The sequence below is a fragment of the Nocardia sp. NPDC057227 genome, assembly GCF_042669725.1.
Taxonomy (GTDB): Bacteria; Actinomycetota; Actinomycetes; order Mycobacteriales; family Mycobacteriaceae; genus Nocardia; species Nocardia asteroides_A.
The window spans coordinates 88,626-107,232 of record NZ_JBHUXA010000007.1; the positions used below are offsets into that span (position 1 = coordinate 88,626).

The 18,607-nt window shown below is 68.8% G+C and carries 17 protein-coding genes; 12 read left to right on the top strand and 5 right to left on the bottom strand.

Annotated features, from left to right (window positions below; genetic code table 11):
- Positions 1-12: 12 nt before the first annotated feature.
- Positions 13-1,398 (bottom strand): ABC transporter substrate-binding protein, encoded by a 1,386-nt coding sequence (locus ACFUJ1_RS12395; protein WP_378645118.1) that lies wholly within the window; start codon positions 1,396-1,398, stop codon positions 13-15.
- A 223-nt stretch (positions 1,399-1,621) separates the two neighbouring features.
- On the opposite strand from ACFUJ1_RS12395, the gene ACFUJ1_RS12400 reads away from it, so the two are divergent.
- The 5 genes from ACFUJ1_RS12400 (at position 1,622) to ACFUJ1_RS12420 (ending at position 6,971) form a co-directional block, all read left to right on the top strand.
- Positions 1,622-2,833 carry an amidohydrolase family protein gene (locus ACFUJ1_RS12400; protein ID WP_378645344.1) on the top strand — a complete coding sequence of 404 codons (1,212 nt, stop codon included), beginning with the start codon at positions 1,622-1,624 and terminating at the stop codon, positions 2,831-2,833.
- Positions 2,820-3,236, top strand: a complete 417-nt coding sequence (locus tag ACFUJ1_RS12405; RefSeq protein ID WP_378645119.1) for a nuclear transport factor 2 family protein — start codon at positions 2,820-2,822, stop codon at positions 3,234-3,236. Before ACFUJ1_RS12400 ends, ACFUJ1_RS12405 begins: the two co-directional genes overlap by 14 nt.
- Positions 3,233-4,387: an acyl-CoA dehydrogenase family protein gene (locus tag ACFUJ1_RS12410; RefSeq protein WP_378645121.1), complete on the top strand. Its 1,155-nt coding sequence runs from the start codon at positions 3,233-3,235 to the stop codon at positions 4,385-4,387. Before ACFUJ1_RS12405 ends, ACFUJ1_RS12410 begins: the two co-directional genes overlap by 4 nt.
- A 2-nt stretch (positions 4,388-4,389) precedes the next feature.
- A complete protein-coding gene (locus ACFUJ1_RS12415) occupies positions 4,390-5,406 on the top strand; it encodes an acyl-CoA dehydrogenase family protein (RefSeq protein WP_378645122.1) in 1,017 nt (338 codons plus the stop codon).
- Between the two features lie 113 nt (positions 5,407-5,519).
- The gene (locus ACFUJ1_RS12420; protein ID WP_378645124.1) at positions 5,520-6,971 is read left to right on the top strand and encodes an amidase; all 1,452 of its coding nucleotides are present in this window, start codon (positions 5,520-5,522) and stop codon (positions 6,969-6,971) included.
- Between the two features lie 87 nt (positions 6,972-7,058).
- On the opposite strand, the gene ACFUJ1_RS12425 is transcribed toward ACFUJ1_RS12420, so the two are convergent.
- Complete coding sequence (locus tag ACFUJ1_RS12425; protein ID WP_233017252.1) at positions 7,059-7,559, bottom strand: hypothetical protein; 501 nt, start codon at positions 7,557-7,559, stop codon at positions 7,059-7,061.
- Positions 7,560-7,603: 44 nt separating this feature from the next.
- Positions 7,604-8,386, bottom strand: a complete 783-nt coding sequence (locus tag ACFUJ1_RS12430; protein ID WP_378645125.1) for an enoyl-CoA hydratase — start codon at positions 8,384-8,386, stop codon at positions 7,604-7,606.
- Positions 8,387-8,543: 157 nt separating this feature from the next.
- Between ACFUJ1_RS12430 and ACFUJ1_RS12435 the strand changes: the two genes are divergently transcribed.
- Positions 8,544-9,209, top strand: a complete 666-nt coding sequence (locus ACFUJ1_RS12435) for a TetR/AcrR family transcriptional regulator (protein WP_378612280.1) — start codon at positions 8,544-8,546, stop codon at positions 9,207-9,209.
- Positions 9,210-9,323: 114 nt separating this feature from the next.
- Here ACFUJ1_RS12435 and ACFUJ1_RS12440 read toward each other — a convergent pair whose 3' ends face one another.
- On the bottom strand, positions 9,324-10,469 hold the full coding sequence (locus tag ACFUJ1_RS12440) for a thiolase family protein (protein WP_378645127.1): 1,146 nt from the start codon (positions 10,467-10,469) through the stop codon (positions 9,324-9,326).
- A gap of 76 nt (positions 10,470-10,545) precedes the next feature.
- Between ACFUJ1_RS12440 and ACFUJ1_RS12445 the strand changes: the two genes are divergently transcribed.
- Entirely contained in the window at positions 10,546-11,310 is a 765-nt protein-coding gene (locus tag ACFUJ1_RS12445) for an SDR family NAD(P)-dependent oxidoreductase (protein WP_378612157.1), read from the top strand.
- A gap of 66 nt (positions 11,311-11,376) precedes the next feature.
- On the opposite strand, the gene ACFUJ1_RS12450 is transcribed toward ACFUJ1_RS12445, so the two are convergent.
- The gene (locus tag ACFUJ1_RS12450; RefSeq protein WP_378645128.1) at positions 11,377-12,225 is read right to left on the bottom strand and encodes an alpha/beta fold hydrolase; all 849 of its coding nucleotides are present in this window, start codon (positions 12,223-12,225) and stop codon (positions 11,377-11,379) included.
- A 674-nt stretch (positions 12,226-12,899) separates the two neighbouring features.
- Here ACFUJ1_RS12450 and ACFUJ1_RS12455 point away from each other — a divergent pair.
- The 5 genes from ACFUJ1_RS12455 (at position 12,900) to ACFUJ1_RS12475 (ending at position 18,605) form a co-directional block, all read left to right on the top strand.
- Positions 12,900-14,330: a helix-turn-helix domain-containing protein gene (locus tag ACFUJ1_RS12455; RefSeq protein WP_378645345.1), complete on the top strand. Its 1,431-nt coding sequence runs from the start codon at positions 12,900-12,902 to the stop codon at positions 14,328-14,330.
- A 34-nt stretch (positions 14,331-14,364) separates the two neighbouring features.
- Positions 14,365-15,450 carry a hypothetical protein gene (locus tag ACFUJ1_RS12460; RefSeq protein WP_378645130.1) on the top strand — a complete coding sequence of 362 codons (1,086 nt, stop codon included), beginning with the start codon at positions 14,365-14,367 and terminating at the stop codon, positions 15,448-15,450.
- A gap of 73 nt (positions 15,451-15,523) precedes the next feature.
- Entirely contained in the window at positions 15,524-17,011 is a 1,488-nt protein-coding gene (locus ACFUJ1_RS12465) for a pyridoxal phosphate-dependent decarboxylase family protein (RefSeq protein WP_378645131.1), read from the top strand.
- A gap of 38 nt (positions 17,012-17,049) precedes the next feature.
- Positions 17,050-17,925 (top strand): methyltransferase domain-containing protein, encoded by an 876-nt coding sequence (locus ACFUJ1_RS12470; RefSeq protein WP_378645133.1) that lies wholly within the window; start codon positions 17,050-17,052, stop codon positions 17,923-17,925.
- A complete protein-coding gene (locus ACFUJ1_RS12475) occupies positions 17,922-18,605 on the top strand; it encodes a hypothetical protein (RefSeq protein WP_378645134.1) in 684 nt (227 codons plus the stop codon). The genes ACFUJ1_RS12470 and ACFUJ1_RS12475 overlap by 4 nt, the downstream gene beginning before the upstream one ends.
- Positions 18,606-18,607 lie beyond the last annotated feature (2 nt).

Below are 18,607 nucleotides of genomic sequence, written 5' to 3' on the forward strand. Positions count from 1 at the left end.
GCCCGTGCTCCGTCACTTCAGGTCCGCGATGCTCTTGCCGACGTCGGCGAGGGTCAGCGGCTTGCCGAAATCGGCGGTGTACTTGTACGGCGTGAAGCCGCAGTTGAAGACGCCCTCGGTGTTCGGCCCGAAGTCCGCGGGCTTCCACCCGTCGGGGGTGGCCTGCTGCACGTTGAAGCAGCGCGGCTGCTCGGCGAACGGCTTGGAGAGGTCGACGGGGGCCTGCAGCCCGCCACCGGTCCACTTCGTCTCCTTCGCCGCGGTGTTGTAGACGCAGGCGCGGGTCAGGTCGTCGCCGCAGGCGGTGGCCGCCTTGGCGAAGAGCAGCCAGGCGCCGAACGCCTTGAGCCCCTGGAAGGTGATGTCGCTGTCCGGCGAGTACTGCGCGTACAGATCCTTCAGCTGCTGCACCGCCGGGACCTTCGCCGCGGCCGAGAGCGGCGCGGTGTCGGTCAGGTCGGCCACGTTGTTCTGGAAGCCGAGCGAGGTCTTCGCGGCGTCCAGGAAGATCTCGTTGTACGAGTTGGAGTTCGCGTCGATCCAGTCCAGCTTGTAGTTCATGCTGGTCAGCACCTCTTCGAGCTTCGCGAGGTAGCGGAACTCGCCGAAGAAGATGAGCCCCTTGACGTTCGCGGCCTTGATCGCCTGCGCGTAGGGGGTCCAGTCCGGCACGCCGGAGATCGGGTACAGATCGCTGTAGGCGATCGTCGCGCCCGCGGCCTTGAGCGACTCGGTGAGCTTCTCGCCCATCACCTTGGTGATCGGGTTGTCGCCGTTGATCATGCCGATCGCGCCCTTGGAGTCCGGGTACGCGGTGTTGATCAGCCAGTCCTGGAACCCGGTGTAGGGGTTCACGTTCTCCGACATCGTCGAGCCCGCGTTCAGCTGCAGGTCCGAGCCGGTGTTCGCGGTCTGGGTGACCTGCGCCGGGAACTCGGGGAGCAGGCAGTTCAGCCGGTCCTTGACGCCGAGCCCGTCCAGCGCGGCGCTGCCGCCGACCAGGAAGAAGTCCTCACGACAGGCTTCCAGCATGCGCTGGCGCACCTCCATGAGCTTGGCGTCGCGCAGGTTCGTGGAGATCTTGCGGCCGTTGATGCCGCCCGCGGCGTTGCACCAGGAGGTGAAGACCTTCGCGGCATCCACGAAGTCGGGGTTCTTGGTGAAACCGATGTCGGAGAAGACGCCGACCTCGATCTCGGTGTCGGAGACGCCCTGGGCCGACGAGGCCCCGGGGCTGCCCGGCTTGCAGACATCGCTCAGGGAGCCGAAGTCACCGGAGGCTGCCGGGGCGTTGCCACCGCCGGTCGGGGTCTCCTCGCGGGAGCCGCCTTCACGACCGCACCCCGCTATCAGGAGCGCGATCGCCATCAGGGCGACGACTGTTCGCTGCGGTTTCACCGTGGTCCTCCTCTGCCGCTGCACTGCAACGGAAACTATCTTCTCAGATTTGGATAATCAATATCTGATTTTGCGAGAGTGCCACTATGCATGGTGCACGCCGAGCGCCCGGCCGGCTCGACCCGCGACCGACGTTGACAGGGCCCCGCCTGCATGGAAATCTACTAGTTGGATTTTGAGAACGTAATTCTCCTTGCAGGAAAGGAAGGTGCCGCCGATGACTGTGCTGACGCTCGAGGCGGCTGGGCTGCTCGATGTCGACTCCGGTGAGATCGTCCGGCCCGGCATCCTGCACATCGAAGGCGATCGGATCGTCGGGGTCGGCGGTCCGGCGCGGGGTGAGGTCGTCGATCTCGGCGATCTCATCCTGCTGCCGGGGTTGCTCGACATGGAGGTCAACCTGCTGATGGGCGGGCGCGGCGAGACCGGGCTCTCCTCCAGCGTGAAGGACGACCCGGCGCTGCGCGTGCTGCGCGCCGTCGGCAACGCGCGGCGCACGCTGCGCGCGGGGTTCACCACGGTGCGCAACCTCGGGCTCTTCGTCAAGACCGGTGGCTACCTGCTGGACGTCGCGCTCGGCAAGGCGATCGACCAGGGCTGGATCGAGGGGCCGCGGATCGTGCCCGCCGGGCACGCCATCACCCCCACCGGCGGGCACCTCGACCCGACCATGTTCGCCGCGTTCGCCCCCGACGTGCTCAAGCTGACCGTCGAGGAGGGGCTCGCCAACGGCGTCGACGAGGTGCGCAAGGCGGTCCGCTACCAGATCAAGCACGGCGCGCAGCTGATCAAGATCTGCGTCTCCGGCGGGGTCATGTCGCTCACCGGCGCGCCCGGCGCGCAGCACTACTCGGACGAGGAGCTGCGCGCCATCGTCGACGAGGCGCACCGCCGCGGGCTCAGGGTCGCCGCGCACACGCACGGCGCGGACGCGGTCAAGCACGCCGTCGCGGCCGGTATCGACTGCATCGAGCACGGCTTCCTGATCGACGACGAGGCCATCGACCTCATGGTCGAGCACGGCACCTGGCTGGTGCCGACCACCCGGCTCGCCGACGCCATGGACGTGTCGAAGGCCGAGCCGGAGCTGCAGGCCAAGGCCGCGCTGATGTTCCCCAAGGCCCGCACCTCGGTGCTGGCCGCGTACAAGGCCGGGGTGAAGATCGCCGTCGGCACCGACGCGCCCGCGATCCCGCACGGCCGCAATGCCGACGAACTGGTGGCGCTGGTGGAGCGCGGGCTGCCCGCGGTGGACGTGCTGCGCGCGGCCACGATCCGGGGCGCCGAGCTGATCGGCGTCGAGGATCGCGGACGGCTCGCCGAGGGGTTGCTGGCCGACGTGATCGGCATCCCCGGCGACCCGATCGAGGACATCACGCTCACCAGGGACGTGCGGTTCGTGATGAAAGGCGGAAAGATCCATGTCCAGAAGTGACGACCTGCTGGAGATCCAGCAGACGCTGGCCCGGTACGCGGTGACCATCACCAAGGGCGACATCGACGGGCTGCTCGCAGTCTTCACCCCGGACGGCAGCTACAGCGCCTTCGGCGACACCTACACCCTCGACCTCTTCCCCGACCTGGTCGCGGCGGCGCCGAAGGGGCTCTTCCTGACCGGGCTCCCGGTGCTGGAGATCGACGGCGACACCGCCGCGGGCACCCAGCCGCTCTGCTTCATCGACCAGAGCACGCACGACATGCGCATCGGGTACTACACCGACGCGCTGGTGCGCACCGCGGACGGGTGGCGGATCAAGACGCGGCGGATGACCTTCATCCGGCGCAGCGGGGATCACGACTCCGGGATTCCGCACGCCTTCGAGCGCACCAAGGGATGAGCGCCGACGCGAGGTCGGCGGGCGGGAGCGGAGCCGCCGCGGGCGCGGACTTCACCGGTGACCGGGGCGTCGCGGAGTTCCGCGCGGCGCTGCGGGCCTGGTTGGCGGCGAACGATCTCACCCCCGGGCCGGATCATTCGCTGGACGGGCAGGTCGAGCAGCTGCTGCGGGTGCGGAGCGCGCTCTTCGACGCGGACTGGATCCGCTACGGCTGGCCCGCCGAGGTGGGCGGGCTCGGCGGCCCGGCCGCGCTGCGCGCCGTGCTCGGCGAGGAGATCGCCTCCCGCGACCTGGCCGAGCCGGGCATCTGGTCGATGATCGAGGTGCTCGCGCCGACCATGATCTCCTACGCCCGCCCGGAGCTGGCCGCCGAGATGGTGCCGCTGCTGCTCTCCGGCCGCGAGCAGTGGTGCCAGGGCTTCTCCGAGCCCGGCTCGGGCAGCGACCTGGCGTCGCTCAGCACCAAGGCCGTCCCCGACGGCGACACCTGGGTGGTCTCCGGGCAGAAGGTCTGGACCAGCCTGGCGCAGTACGCGGCCCGCTGCGTCCTGCTCACCCGCACCGGGCCCGGCCACGACGGGATCACCGCGTTCTTCGTCGACATGGACTCCCCCGGCATCACCGTCCGCCCGCTGCGCACCATGCACGGCGTCGACGAGTTCGCCGAGGTGTTCTTCGACGACGTGGTCGTCCCCGCCGACCGCATGCTCGGCAACCCGGGCGACGGCTGGCGGGTCGCCATGGACCTGCTCCCGCACGAGCGCTCCACCTGCTTCTGGCACCGCATCGCCTACCTCTTCACCCGGCTGGACCAGGTGCTCGAGCAGACCACGCAGACCGACGACGCCGCGCTCGGCGCCGCCTACCTGGCGCTGCACCAGGTGCGCAGCCGCTCCCGCGGCACCCAGCGCAACCTCGCCGCCGGCGCCAGGCTCGGCCCGGAGACCTCGATCGACAAGGTGCTGCTCGCCTCCGCCGAGCAGCGGCTCTTCGACACCGCGCGGGAGCTGCTGCCCGGCGCGGTCGAGCTGGACGACGGGCCGTGGCGCACCGAGTTCCTGTACTCGCGGGCGGCCACCATCTACGGCGGCACCGCCGAGATCCAGCGCAACATCATCGCGCGCCGCCTGCTCGACCTCGGAAAGGAGTAGGCGTGACCCTGGACGCCGCCGAACTGGCGATGCTCACCGACACCCTGCGCCGCACCCTGTCCCGCGCCTCCGGCCAGGAGCTGGTCACCGCGCTCGGCGAGCTCGGCTGGCCCGACCTGCTCGACGACGCGCCGGAGCTCGCCGTGCCGCTGGTCTTCCGGCTGCTCGGGGAGACCGGTGCGCACGCCCCGCTGCTGCTCGACGTGCTCAGGCACGCGGGCGCCGCTCCCTCGGCCCTGCCCTTCGCGGGCGGGCGGTGGGTGGAGTGGGCCGAATCGCCCCCGGCGGGCGGCCCCGGCGCGAACAGCCGGAACTCGGGCGGACCCGGCGCGAACAGCCGGAACTCGGGTGGGGCAGGCGCGGACGGGCACCGGCCCGACGGCGAAGGGACGGGCGACGGACACCCTCCCGGTTCGGTGGACGAGGCGCTGCCGCTGCGCGCGGTCGCGGCGGGGGCGACGCTGCCCGCGCACGCGCTCGCCGAGGGGCGCCGGGCGCTGGGCTGGTGGCTGCTCGGCACCGGCCACGCCATGCTCGCCCTCGCCCGCACGCACGTGCTGGAGCGCACCCAGTTCGGCCGCCCGCTCGCCTCGTTCCAGGCGGTCAGGCACCGCCTCGCCGAAACCCTCGTCGCCCTGGACGGCGCCGAGGCGGCGCTGCTCGTCGCCGACGAGGCGGCCGCGGCCGCGCGGCAGCCCAACGGCGACAATGCGACCGGCGTCTCCCCCGCGGGCAATGGCGGTGGCACGCCGACGGTGCACGGCCTCGAGCCGGCCGAGGCGGCGACGCACGCCGCGCTGCTGGCGAAGGCCGCGGCCGGGCAGGCGGGGCTCACCGCGGCCAGGCACTGCCAGCAGGTGCTCGGCGGCATCGGCTTCACCGCCGAACACGCACTGCAGAGCCACGTGCGCCGCACCCTGGTGCTGGACGGACTGCTCGGCAGCACACGGGAACTCACCCGCGAGGCGGGCGCCTACATCAGGAAGTCCGGCGCGGCCCCCCGGCTCGCCCAGCTCTGACCCGCGCCAGGATCGGGCTCGCCGCCGCCGTGCCGAGCGGATATCGACATCGCTATCCCGTTGCGCGAACGCGTATTTCGTGCCCCCGGCGGTGGGCCGCTAGCGTCGGAGCCATGGAGTGGAGTCTGCGCTCGGCAGAAGAGCTTTCAGCCGCCCTGCGGGCGGGCAAGGTGACCTCGGTGGAGCTCACCGACGAGGCGATCGCCCGCATCGAACGCGACGACGAGGCGATCAACGCGATCTGCGTCCCGGATTTCGACCGGGCGCGGACCGCGGCGCACCGCGCGGACCAGGCGCGGGCCCGCGGCGAAATGCGGCCGCTGCTCGGTATTCCGGTCACGGTCAAGGAGTCCTACGACATCGCCGGGTTGCCGACGACCTGGGGCATACCCGCGCACCGGGACCACGTACCGGCCCAGGACGCGGTACAGGTGTCGCGGCTGAAAGCAGCAGGCGCGGTGATCCTCGGCAAGACCAACGTGCCGTTCATGCTGCGCGACATCCAGACCTTCAACGACATCCACGGCACCACCCGCAATCCGTGGGACCACGACCGCACCCCGGGCGGGTCCTCCGGCGGTTCGGCCGCGGCTCTCGCGGCCGGCTTCGGCGCGCTGTCCATCGGCTCCGACCTCGCCGGCTCACTGCGCACCCCCGCCCATTTCTGCGGCGTCTACGCCCACAAACCGACCCTCGGGCTGGTACCGACCCGCGGCATGGCCGCCCCGCCCGCGCCCGCGCTGCCGACCGACCTCGACATCGCCGTCGCGGGGCCGATGGCGCGCACCGCCGGTGACCTCGCGCTGCTGCTCGACGTGATGGCCGGACCCGACCCGCTCACCAACGGCATCGCCTACCACCTCGCCCTGCCACCCGCGCGGCACGAGCGGCTCGCCGACTTCCGCGTCCTGATCGTCGAGGACCACCCCCTCATCCCGACCGGCTCGGCGGTGCGGGCAGGCGTGAACCGGGTCGCCGAGGCACTCGCCGACGAGGGCGCCCGCGTCGAACTACACAGCCCGCTCCTGCCCGACCTGACCGAAGCGGCGACGCTCTTCCTGCTGCTGATGCTGTCGAACGCAGGCGCAGGTCTCCCCACCGAGGTCTACGAACAGCTACAGACCGGCGCCGCCGCCATCGGCGCGGACGACCGCAGCCTGGACGCGGCACGAGCGCGCGGCCTGACCCTCAGCCACCGCGACCGGGTCCAGGCGGACAACCGCCGCGAACTCCACCGTCACGGATGGCGGCAGCTCTTCGCCGAGTTCGACGCCGTGGTGTGCCCGATCACGCCGACCCCCGCCTTCCCGCACGACCACAGCGGCGGTCTGGAGGACCGGCACATCGACATCGACGGCATCGCACACCCGTACTTCGATCAGCTCGTCTGGGCCGGGGTGGCCGGCATGCCCGGCCTGCCCGCCACCGCCATCCCCGCAGGCCGGTCTCCGGAAGGGCTGCCGGTCGGCGTGCAACTCATCGGCCCGATGTTCGAAGACCACACCCCGTTGCGGCTGGCCGAACTCCTCGAGCGGAAGATCGGCGGCTTCTCGGCACCGCGGTAGCCCGCACCGCCGGGGACGTCCCCCCGACACCGGAACGCCCGGTACCGGAGCAATCTCCGGTACCGGGCGATCGGCGGACCCGACGGGTCAGCAGGCGGTCGAGGTGCCGCCCTGGATGGCGATCAGCGCGCAGAAGGTGGCCGAGGCGACCTTCCAGGTGCTGCCCTCCTTCACCGCCTGCCCGGTCTGGTCCGGGAGCACCGGCGCACCGTTGATCAGCAGCGAGTAGCCGACATCGGCATTGCTCGCGTCGACCAGCTTGATCGCGCCCACCGAGACCGTGGTGCCCTGGCCCTGCGGGTTGCTCGCCTGCGCCTGCAGGATCTGCAGGAAGGCATCACCGCTCTGCACCTGCGCGGCCCGCTTGTCGGCGGGCTGCGTGGCGTCGAAGAAGGTGGTGTAGGCCTGGGTGATCGCCTGCGTGGTCGCCGCGTCGGCGGTGGCGGGCGCGGCCGTCGTGGTAGCGGCGGCCTTGGTGCTCGTGGCCGCGTCGGACTCGTCGTCCGAGCCGCAGCCGACCAGCACGGCGGACGCGACGACCGCGAGACCGATACACGCTGTTGCCTTGCGGAAGAGGGATTCGCGCATGAAACTTCCTCGTTTCAGGGGGAGGGAACGGACGATTTCCGGACCTACTGCATCTTGGCCTTCATATCGTCCAGATGAACCAGAACCGGGAAACCGTTGACGCTCAACGCGTTCCCGTGCCCGGTCTGATGGGAGTCGAACACCGACTGGATGGCCGCGTAGAAGCCCTGCACGTCCAGTGTCTGGTTGACGGCCCGTTTGGCCTGGCGCAGGCCGAAGGCGGGCATGGTCGCGATGTGCGCGGCCAGTTGCCTGGTGTGCGAGTCGAGCTCGTCCCGCGGCACCACGGTGTTCACCATGCCGGTCTGGCGCGCCTCCTCGGCGGTGACCGGACGGCCGGTGAACAGGATCTCCTTCGCCTTGCGAGCGCCGAGCTCCCAGGTGTGGCCGTGGTATTCGACGCCACCGATCCCCATCATCACCACGGGATCGGAGAACAGCGCGTCCTCGGCGGCCACGATCAGGTCGCAGGGCCAGCACAGCAGCAGGCCACCGGCGATACACCGGCCCTGCACCGCCGCGATGGACGGTTTGGGCACGTTGCGCCAGCGCAGCGAGTACCCGAGGTACCGCTGCGACTCGGAGCCGTAGATCTGCTCCAGCGTGATCTTGTCCGTCCAGCCCTTGCCTGCCTTGAGATCGTGCCCGGAGGAGAAATGTTTGCCCTCCGCCCTGAGCACGATCACCGCGACCCCCGTGTCCTCGGCGGCGCGGGTCCACGCGGCGTCGAGTTCGTCCAGCAGCTCACCGTTCTGGGCGTTGGCCACCTCGGGCCGGTCCAGGGTGATGGTGGCGATGCGGTCCGCGACTTCGTAACGGATGTACAAGACGTGCTCCTTGCCGCCGGGGTGCGATTCAGCGAGAATAACATTCTCACTTGCGGAAGTAATAGTCTCTACAAAGAGGAAACATGCGTACCGTGACGGCACTGTCGCATGACGTTCTCCGGTACAGTGCATTCATGTTCTCTTCATATGACCGGGGATCGAGGTGCCCGTGACCAGCCCGAGCGAGAAGCCGGCCTGGAAGCAGCGCGCGATCGAGCGGTCGCTACGCTCGGCGAAGCTACGCGCGGAGGAGCGCGTGCAGCGTTTCCTCGACGCCGCCCAGGCCATCATCACGGAGAAGGGAAGCACCGACTTCACCGTGCAGGAGGTCGTCGACCGCTCCCGCCAGTCGCTGCGCAGCTTCTACCTGCAGTTCGACGGCAAACACGAGCTGCTGCTCGCGCTCTTCGAGGACGCGCTGGCGCGCACCTCCGAGCAGCTGCGCGCGGCCGCCGACGGCCAGACCGACCCGATGGACAAGCTCCAGGTCGCGGTCGAGCTGCTCTTCGAGCTGTGCCGGCCGGATCCGGCCGCGCAGCGCCCGCTCTTCACCGACTTCGCCCCGCAGCTGCTCGTCTCGCACCCGGGTCACGTCAAGGTGGCGCACGCGCCCATGCTCGCGCTCTTCACCGAATTGATGGACCAGGCCAAGGAGAAGGGCGAGCTGGGCCAGGACATGAACTCCCGCCGCACCGCCGCCATGGTGATGCAGACGGTCATGTTCACCGCCCAGTCCACCGGCGCGGTGGACGAGGAGACGCAGCACCCGATCACCGCCACCGAGGTGTGGAACTTCTGCGCGCACGGTTTCGCGCGCGGGTAGCAAGGAATCAGTCCCCGGGTCCGGACACGGTGAGGGTGTCCGGTGGGCCGCCGGAGAGAACGAACGCACGCGTGAGCGAGCGGAGGGACGCCGCCCTCCGCTCGCTCACCCGTTTCAGGGGGCGGGGACCTCGATCACGGTCGCCGACCCCATGCCGCCGCCCGCGCAGAGCGCCGCGATGCCGAAGCCGCCGCCGCGGCGGCGCAGCTCGTGCACCAGCGTGACGATCATGCGGGCGCCGGTCGCCGCCACCGGGTGGCCGAGCGAGCACCCGCTGCCGCTGTAGTTCACGATCTCCGGATTCAGGTCGAGCGCCTTGATGGTGGCGATCGGCACCGAGGCGAACGCCTCGTTGATCTCGATCAGCTTCACCTGCCCGAGCGTGATCCCCGCTCGCCGCACCACCTTGGTGATCGCCTCGATCGGGGCGAGCCCGGTGACCGCCGGGTCGACGCCGACCGACGCCCAGGCCCGGATGTAGCCGAGCGCGGGCAACCCCAGCTTGTCGCTGGCGATGGCGAGCGCGGCCGCGCCGTCGTTGGCGCCGGAGGCGTTGCCCGCGGTGATCGAGAAGCCCTCGATCTCCGGGTGCAGCACCTTGAGCGAGGCCAGCTTCTCCAGGCTGGTCTCCCGGCGCGGGTGCTCGTCGGTGTCGAAGAGGCCGTGCGGGGTCTCGATCGGGACGATCTCCTCCTTGAAGCGCCCCTCGTCGATCGCGGCGATGGCATTGCGGTGCGAGCGCAGCGCCCAGGCGTCCTGCTCCTCGCGGGTGAGCCCGGCGCGCACCGCGGCGTTCCAGCCCACCGTGATGGACATGTCCATGGCAGGGGCGTCCGGGCGGTCCGGGTGGCTGGGCGAGGTCCACGGGTCGATCCACTCGTCCTCGCCGACCTTGAAGCGGGCGCGCGGTGCGGTGGAGTCGCTGTTCACGCCGCCCGCGATGATCAGCTCGTCCATCCCGGACCTGATGCCCGCCGCCGCGGACTGCACCGCGGCCATCCCGGCCGCGCAGTGCCGGTTCTGCGCCAGCCCCGGCGCCGTGGTGAGCCCGGCGGTGACCGCCGCGTGCCTGGCCAGCACGCCGCCGCCGTAGCGGCCCTCACCGAGGATGACGTCGTCGATCCGGCCTGCTTCCAACCCTTCGGCGGCGGCGCTCACCACGTGCTTGGCCAGGTCGAAGGCGTTGGTGTCGCGCAGCGTCCCCTTCCTGGCGGTACCGATCGGTGTCCGCAGCGCGGAGACGATGACGGCTTCGGGCATGGAGGGCCTCCCCGGCTCGATGTGAGAATAGTATTCTTTGTATTCGAGAGTACGACTTGCGAGAAGGGATTGCGACATGCAGATCGATGGAGGCTCCGCGCTCGTCGTCGGCGGTACCGGTGGGCTCGGCGAGGCGACCGTGCGGAGGTTGCACGCCGCGGGCGCGCGAATCGTCGTGGCCGACGTGGCCGACGACAAGGGCAAGGAGCTCGCGAGCGAACTCGGCATCCGCTACGTGCACACCGACGCCACCGACGAGGACTCGGTGCGCGCCGCCGTCGAGGAGGCGGAGTCGCTCGGCCCGCTGCGCATCGCGGTCGACACCCACGGCGGCCCCGCCACCGGCGGGCGGCTGATCGGCAAGGACGGCAAGGCGCTCGCGCTGGACGGCTTCCGCACCACGATCGAGTTCTACCTGACCGCGGTCTTCAACGTGCTCCGGCTCTCCGCCGAGGGCATCGCCCGCAGCGAGCCGCTGGAAGAGGGTGCCCGCGGCGTCATCGTCACCACCTCCTCGATCGCCGGCTACGAGGGCCAGATCGGCCAGCTGCCCTACGCCGCCGCCAAGGGCGGCGTCGCCGCCATCACCCTGGTCGCCGCCCGCGACCTCTCCCCGCTCGGCATCCGCGTCGTCTCCATCGCCCCCGGCACCATCAACACCCCCGCCTACGGGCAGAACGCCGACAAGCTCGAGGCGTACTGGTCCCCGCAGATCCCGTTCCCCAAGCGGATGGGGCGCTCGGACGAGTACGCGAAGCTCGCGGTGAGCATCATCGAGAACGATTACTTGAACGGTGAGGTCATCCGCCTGGACGGCGCCCTGCGCTTCCCCCCGCGCTGACGGCCCCCGGACCGCGAAAAGCCCTCGGCGCGGTGCGCCGAGGGCCTCCCGTGTTGTTCGAGTCGATCAGACAACCGCCGCCGCTCGGCTGGCATTGGAGTGGATCGCGGTGCCGACCTGCGTCACCAGCGCGTGCGGCAGATCGTGCCCCATGTCCGGAAGGGGCAGGTAGGTCGAGCCCGCGATGGCGGCATGGGTGGCCGCACCGCCCGCGATCCCGATCAGCGAATCCTCGCCGCCGTGGATCACCAGCGCGGGCACCCGCACACCCCGCAGGCCAGGGGTGCGGTTGGGCGCCATGAGGGCCGCGCTGATCTGCCGGACCGAGCCCTCGGGGTGCCGAGCGCGATCGTAGGCGCGGGTGGCCAGGTCGAGCCGACGCGCACGGTCGGCCTCGGCGTGGGTCTTGGAGCCGATGAGCGCGTACAGCGCCGCGGTCTGCGCGATCGCGGCGTCACGGTCCTCGGGCAGCTTCTTGACCAGCTCCTGCAGCACCTCACCGTCGGCCATGCCGATCGACACGTGCGGGGTGCTCATGATCGAGCACAGCGACAGCACCCGCGAGGCGTTCTCGATCGCGAGCAGCTGGGCGACCATCCCGCCCATCGAGGCGCCGACGACGTGCGCGCGTTCGATACCGAGGTGGTCGAGCAGCTCTACGGTGTCGCGCGCGATCGCCCGCAGAAAGTACTGCCGCGGCGCGTCCTTCCATTCGGTCAGCCCGCTGTCGCGATTGTCGGGCCGGATCACCCGGTACCGCTCGCCCAGCTGGTCGACGATCTCCTGGGGCCAGTGGATCAGCTGCGAGCTGAGGCCCATGATCAGCAGCAGCGGTTCTCCCGCCGGATTTCCCTCGTCGCGAAAACACATCCGGACTTCGGACAGCTCAGCGAACTGGTCACGCTCTTCGTTCATGACACCCTCCCGAAACTGTGGTCGGTTAGCAAACCTGTGGCAAGCCGGGTCGTGATCTGAAACGTGGAGCGAGAAGATACTAAACGGTCCAGAGTCTCCTGGTGCAGCCATTCGGCATCATCGGGGCAAACATGCGGCGTAGACCGCTGAAAATGGCTGAGCCGGGCCGCATGTGCAGACTTACCTGTTCGCCGTGAGCTTGGCGATGACAGCGTGGAATTCCGGATTCTGGAACGAGAGTGCTCCGTCGCGTTCGCGTAGTCCAGGGCAGCCGGCACGGCGGCCTCCATGCAGGTTCAACAGCCGCTTGATGCTCTCGACCGCCTGCTCGCGAAGCTCGCGGCGAGCATTATCGAGACCGGTGCCGAAGGGGAATCGCTGCCCCCGTCCCGAACCATCGCAGCTCGATTCCGAGGGTCCGGCTGAGCAGGCGGGCGGGGACCGGGATCGGCCGGGTCAGCACGATCTCGGCGCGGTTGTCCGGGGTGGCCGCACAGTGATCCGCAGCTCGTTCGGGCGTCGACACCGGGCGATCGGCGCAGAGTACGCCGGGTGTCGGAGCCCGATGCCCGCTCGAAATCGTGACAGGCGAGAGCGCATCTGCTCGAATGGTGAGCGACCGTGGATTCCAGCGGTCATGGCCTGGCGGGGGGCGGGGGCGGATCGTGGATGCGATGCACACAACCGGCTGGTTGCGGCGCGACGAGGGCACACCGACGACGCGCTCGATCGGGCAGGTGGTGCGCGAGTACCGGCTCGCGGCGGGCGCCAATCAGGGCACGGTGGCCGAGGCTTTGGGGCTGACCCAGCAATTTCTGAGCCAGGTCGAGAAGGGCAGTCGGAAGGCGACGCTCGAGCACCGTCGCGGCTTCGCCCGGGTCCTCGGGATCCCTCCGGAAGAACTCGGGCTCGCGCACCCGGCACGCGGGCGGGTGTTCACCGAGGCCGACCCCTCGGTTGCCGCGAGTCGAGGTCGGTGGCGAGCTCAGCGACACTGGCTCAACAGCCACCGCAGTGAACTGGCACGGGTGGCGACCCGGTACTACGACGTCGACTGCCGCCTGCCGCGGACCTCGCTGATCAGCGGCGATGGATGGGTGCCCGCCGCTCCCGTGGAGCTGGACTCGATTCGGCTCCACCTCGACGAGCAGCCCCGGACCACCGAGGTCACCGGAGCCGAGCAACAGACCCGGCCCGTCCGTCCACTGCGCCTCCGGGATATCCGCTTCGAGACCTACTCCGCCGCGGTACGGCACCTCGATCCGCCGCGCCTCTTCGAGTCGCGGCCGAGCTACCGCTATCTCGGTGGAACCATTGCCGATGGATCCATGAGTTTCGGGCTCGCCGCCTACTTCGACAAACTCGATGTCAGTGAAGCACTCGCTCACGAAACGGCGGCGGCCTGCCTGGCTCGTCCCGACACGGATGTGTCCGATCTCCGAGATGCTCTACCGTTCCGTGAGCTCGTCGGTGACCCGTTCGATGCCGTGCGGCGTGCCGTCATCCCAGCGATCACAACCCTGACGATCCGGCTCCGCCGATTCCCGCAACCACCGTCGTTCCTTCTGCACTGGCGAGATCCGGATCGGGTCGCGACGGCGGCAGGCGTCTACGACGTGATTCCGGCGGGCGAGTTTCAGCCTTCCGGGGTAGCCCTGTGGGACCGCCACAACGACTTCTCCCTCTGGCACAACATTGTCCGCGAGTACTCCGAGGAACTGCTCGGCCGCCCGGAACACGACGGCACTCGGAGCACTCCGATCGATTACGCGAACTGGCCGCTCTTCCAGAGCCTGGGAGCTGCCCGCGCCCGCGGGACGATGAGCGTGCACCTGCTCGGTTTCGGGCTCGACGCGCTGACGCTGGCGGCCACCCTGCTGACCGTGGTCGTGATCGACGACGATGCCTTCGATGACATATTCGGCTCCGCGGTGCGCTTCAACGAAGAGGGCGAGATCGTCGGTATCGGAGACGGCCGCGGTGCCGACGGAGTGCCATTCACGCGTGAAGCGGTGACGCGAATGCTCGACACGGAACCCATGGCCGCACCGGGAGCCGCGTGCCTGGCGCTGGCGTGGCAACATCGACACAGCTTGATCGGCTGAGATGAACCGGGAGGGCCCAATGCACTCGCGCGCATTGACCGAGAGCGAGCAGGCGTGGCTTCGATCCCGTTCCTACCTGCGTGAGAACCGGCTCGAACTCGATCGCGCTGCTGCGGCTCAATTCCCGGAGTTGCACCGGGTAGCGGGATCCGCACTTCTCGCACGGTGTGAGTGGCTGCTGACCGCCCCGCTTCCCCTGCACGACATCGTGCTGCAGGGGCAGTTCGACAAACCTGATATCTCCGCGCCAGTTCTTCGGAGTTCCGCGTTGCCGACCCGCGACGACGGCCCGCCGTACGAGAAATACTCGGCGGCGGTGCAGGAGATAGCGGCACCGGCGGTGTTCGAGAATCGTCCGACCTACCGGTTGCTTCGCGCCGAGCTGGCAGGCGGTGATCCGGTTCTCGAATTCGGGCTCGGACACTACTTCGACAGCGTCGACGTGGGCGAGGCCGCTGCCCACGAATTCGCGGTGGCCTACCGTGACGGAGTCGCCGAACCCGGGGTGCGTACGGCGATCACCGACCCGTGCGATCTACGGCAGCGTCACGCGAACCTCGCGATCAGCACCGTGACCATCCGTCGTGATACTCGCACCGGCGAGCGTGAGTTCCTTTTGCACTGGCGCGATCCCCGCAAGACCGGGCATGCGGGTGGCCTGTACCAGGTCGTACCCGTCGGCGTCTTCCAGCCCTCCGGGTACGCGGCCTGGAACACCGGCAACGACTTCTCGCTGTGGCACAACATGATCCGGGAGTTCGCGGAAGAACTGGGCGGTGCCGATGAAGACCACGGCAGCGAGCAAGCCCCGATCGACTACCGATCGTGGGACTTCGCGCGGCGAATCGACCAAGGAATCGACGCGGGGACGATCGAAGCGTACTGCCTCGGGCTGGGCGTGGACCCCACGAGTTTCGCCACCGACCTGCTGACGGCCGTCGTCATGGACGGACCGGTCTTCGATGATCTTTTCGGCGACATACCGGTCGACAACGACGAGGGCCGGGTGCTCGAGTTGCAGCCCTTCACAGTGGAGCACGTTCGTCGGCTCTGCGCCGAACACCCGATCCAGGCCGCTGGCGCGGCCGCTCTCGAGTTGGCCATCACCGGCGTGCGTTGACCGGAATACAGCGACCTGTTGTACAACACCAGGTTGTTGTTGCTCCGACCGTCTCCGGAGCCACGCTGGTGGAGTGAACATTTCGGAGACGAGCGACCTATTGCACCACGCTCTCGATCTCGGGCTGGAATTCAAGACGCGCTCGGCGATCTTCGGCCGGCGTGATTCCGCCGAAGCGATCCGCGACCTGCTACTCACCGACCTTCCGAACATGCCGGCCGAGGCGGGAGCGATACTCGACGACTTCCGCGAGCAGATACTGCCGCTGTGCAAGAACGAGGCGTCACCACGCTTCCTCGGATTCGGCGACACCGGCGACGATCCGCTCGCACTGGCAGGCAGCCTGCTGGCCACCCTGACCCAGCAGAACCTGATCAATCAGTCGTTCGACAGTCCGAGCGCGACCTTCATCGACATCGCGGTACTCCGTTGGCTGCGCGAACTTCTCGACTATCCGAACCCGGACGTCGGCGAGGTCCGGACGGTGTGGGATGTCGGTGGCATGATCACGCCGGGCGGGACGACCAGCAATGCTGTGGCGATGATGCTCGCCCGGGAGGCCAAGACACCGGGGACCATGCAATCCGGTGTCACCGATCCCGGCCGCTTCGCGATCGTGGTTCCGGAGGGGATCGGGCACTACAGCGTCCGGGCAGCCCTGACCTGGATCGGCTGCGGCGCGCAGATCATCGAAGTGCCGACGACAGGGTTCCGTTATGACAAAGCCGAACTCGCGCGAGCGCTCCGGTGTCACCGCGATCGGGTGATGGCAGTGGTGGCCTACGCCGGCGATAGCCGGACCCAGACCATCGACGATCTGCGGTCGATCCATGACCTCGTCCGGGCGATCGACCCGACGATCTGGCTGCACGCGGACGCGTGCTGGGGGCTGCTCGCGGCGTTATCGCCGACCTTGCGGCAGAAGATCGACGGTATCGCGGATTTCGACAGCATCACCGTCGACCCACACAAGATCCTTGCCGTGCCCTACAGCTCGAGTGGCCTTCTGGTTCGTGACCCCAGCGTTGTCCGGAGCATTTCCACCCATTCCGATCTGATCATGCAGGAGGACTTCGCTTTCGGGCAGATCACACCCTTTCTCGGAACCCGGGAATGGACCTCGTTGAAGCTCTGGATGATGTTGCGCGGTCGAGGTCGCAGCGGCCTGGCTCGGCTCGCCGAACGGCGCTGCGAATCCGCGCAGCGGTTCGCCGAATTGGTGGACGCTCAGCCACGGCTGGTCCGCCTCAATGACCCGGACCTGGCAGCGGTCGTCTTCGCATATCTGCCGATCGGGATCGAGGCCGGGCAGGTGGGCCGCCGCGCACTCGATCGCATCAACGATCTCAACCTGGCGATCCACGCACGAATGCTGACCGAGGGCAGGTGGCATCTCCATCAGTTCACGATGCGGGACGACCTGGGCCGGCTGCACGGCGGCGCGACCCTCCACCCACTGCGGTTCATGGCAGGCAATCCGGCCGCTACCGAGACACATATGCACGAACTCCTGGCGTACCTGACCATTCTCGTCCGCGAGATCGAGGGTGACGACGCATGAGGGATGCCGGATTTCGCGCGGTATACGAAGCCGCGGGCATGTACGACAAGCTGTTGCTGCCGCACTACTTCGGTGGCGTCGAGGACGTCGACCTGGTCAGTAGCTGGCTGAACGAGAACTACGGCGCGCCGACCTCAGCCCTCGACGTGGCCGAGTTCGGATGCGGCACCGGTCGAATGACCGAAGCGCTGGCACCCTTCGCTCGAAATCTGGTACTCGCCGACAACAGCGAAGTGATGGTTTCGGCGGTAGCCCGCAAATTTCCGGATGCGCAGACGTTCTGCGGGGATACCAGCGACGTCACCACGTCGTTGCTCGCAGCAGGCCGAGCACAGAGCTTCGACCTGGTGACCGCATTCTGGTCACTGACCTACCCGATCGGCGAGTTCTTCGAAGAACTGACCGCCGCGGGGGTGCGCTCACATCCGGACCAGGCATCGGCGCGTGGCCGTGCGCACGAATTCGTATCCGGCCTGACACGGCTGGTGGCACCGGGCGGACATCTCCTCGCCATGCTGTTCGATGCCGAAAGCCCGGAGCAGCAGTTGGTCACCCGGGCCTGGGAAAAGGTCGCCCCTTTCCCGGACGGAGACCGCTCCTACACGCGCGACATCGTGATCCACGCTCTTCGCGTCGCGGAGAGTCAGGGAGCGGGCAGACTGACGCACACCCGGCGCGGAGGAGTCGCGTGGGCACCCTCCGGGCATGCGGCCCGCGAGTGGTTCTTCGGAGTTCACTTCAAGCACCACCCACAACTACTCGCCGACGCGGATCTCGCCGCCACGGTGGCGGGCTTCATCGAGCGACACACGATGCCGAACGGTGGAGTCGCGCTACCGAGTGGTGTGCATGTGATCGATTTCTGTGTGGGTGCGCACCCGGAGACATCACTTCCGGACGGAGTACTCGCATGACGCCGGAGCTGTTCTGCGCCGCAGCGCGAATATGCGATGCCTTCACACCCGAGGGAGGGTACGGGTTGATCTACGGATCGCAGGCCGTCGAGCCCGACCGATCCCACGCCGACCTCGACATCGTGCTGGTCGGCGAGGAGCGACCGGGTGCCGCCGCCATGAAGGAACTCGTCGCCGCCGTAACCCGGATCCATAGTGACTTCGATCTACGCGTCGACACCGAGGTCGAGTACGAGACGAAGCTCTTCGCGAGCTACACCGATGTCGACCACGCTGTCGGGCTGCGCTGCTTCCCGAGATCTGCCGGGCGACTTCGCCCCGGCCCGGTCGTCACCGAGAAGGGTTGGCTCAACTCATCCGACTTCGCGCAGCGCTTGGTGCTCAATGCTCTCACCGGTGAGCATCTGTTTCTCGGCGGGAACGTACATCGCTACCGGGTCGATTGCGCGCGAGCTGAGCGCGCGTTGATCCTGCTGGTTTCGTCGATGCTCGGATCCGAGGACTTCGGAGCGCACGAGGCGGTGCGCGCTCTCTCCTGCGGCCCCGACGGTGCAGAGGGCAAGGACTATCTGGGCTACCACCGGAACGCGCGCCTCTACGCGACGGTTCGAGCAGGGCTGGCCCGGCTGAGTCGTCGGGAAGATCGGACCTGCGACAATAACGCCACCAACCCCTCGTGAAA

Excerpts from the sequence above, each read along its gene's own strand:
- ACFUJ1_RS12455 (WP_378645345.1), top strand. The coding sequence starts at position 12,900 with ATGCACACAACCGGCTGGTTGCGGCGCGACGAGGGCACACCGACGACG.
- ACFUJ1_RS12470 (WP_378645133.1), top strand. The coding sequence starts at position 17,050 with ATGTACGACAAGCTGTTGCTGCCGCACTACTTCGGTGGCGTCGAGGAC.
- ACFUJ1_RS12440 (WP_378645127.1), bottom strand. The coding sequence starts at position 10,469 with ATGCCCGAAGCCGTCATCGTCTCCGCGCTGCGGACACCGATCGGTACC.
- ACFUJ1_RS12450 (WP_378645128.1), bottom strand. The coding sequence starts at position 12,225 with ATGAACGAAGAGCGTGACCAGTTCGCTGAGCTGTCCGAAGTCCGGATG.
- ACFUJ1_RS12420 (WP_378645124.1), top strand. The coding sequence starts at position 5,520 with ATGGAGTGGAGTCTGCGCTCGGCAGAAGAGCTTTCAGCCGCCCTGCGG.
- ACFUJ1_RS12405 (WP_378645119.1), top strand. The coding sequence starts at position 2,820 with ATGTCCAGAAGTGACGACCTGCTGGAGATCCAGCAGACGCTGGCCCGG.
- ACFUJ1_RS12475 (WP_378645134.1), top strand. The coding sequence starts at position 17,922 with ATGACGCCGGAGCTGTTCTGCGCCGCAGCGCGAATATGCGATGCCTTC.
- ACFUJ1_RS12410 (WP_378645121.1), top strand. The coding sequence starts at position 3,233 with ATGAGCGCCGACGCGAGGTCGGCGGGCGGGAGCGGAGCCGCCGCGGGC.
- ACFUJ1_RS12425 (WP_233017252.1), bottom strand. The coding sequence starts at position 7,559 with ATGCGCGAATCCCTCTTCCGCAAGGCAACAGCGTGTATCGGTCTCGCG.
- ACFUJ1_RS12445 (WP_378612157.1), top strand. The coding sequence starts at position 10,546 with ATGCAGATCGATGGAGGCTCCGCGCTCGTCGTCGGCGGTACCGGTGGG.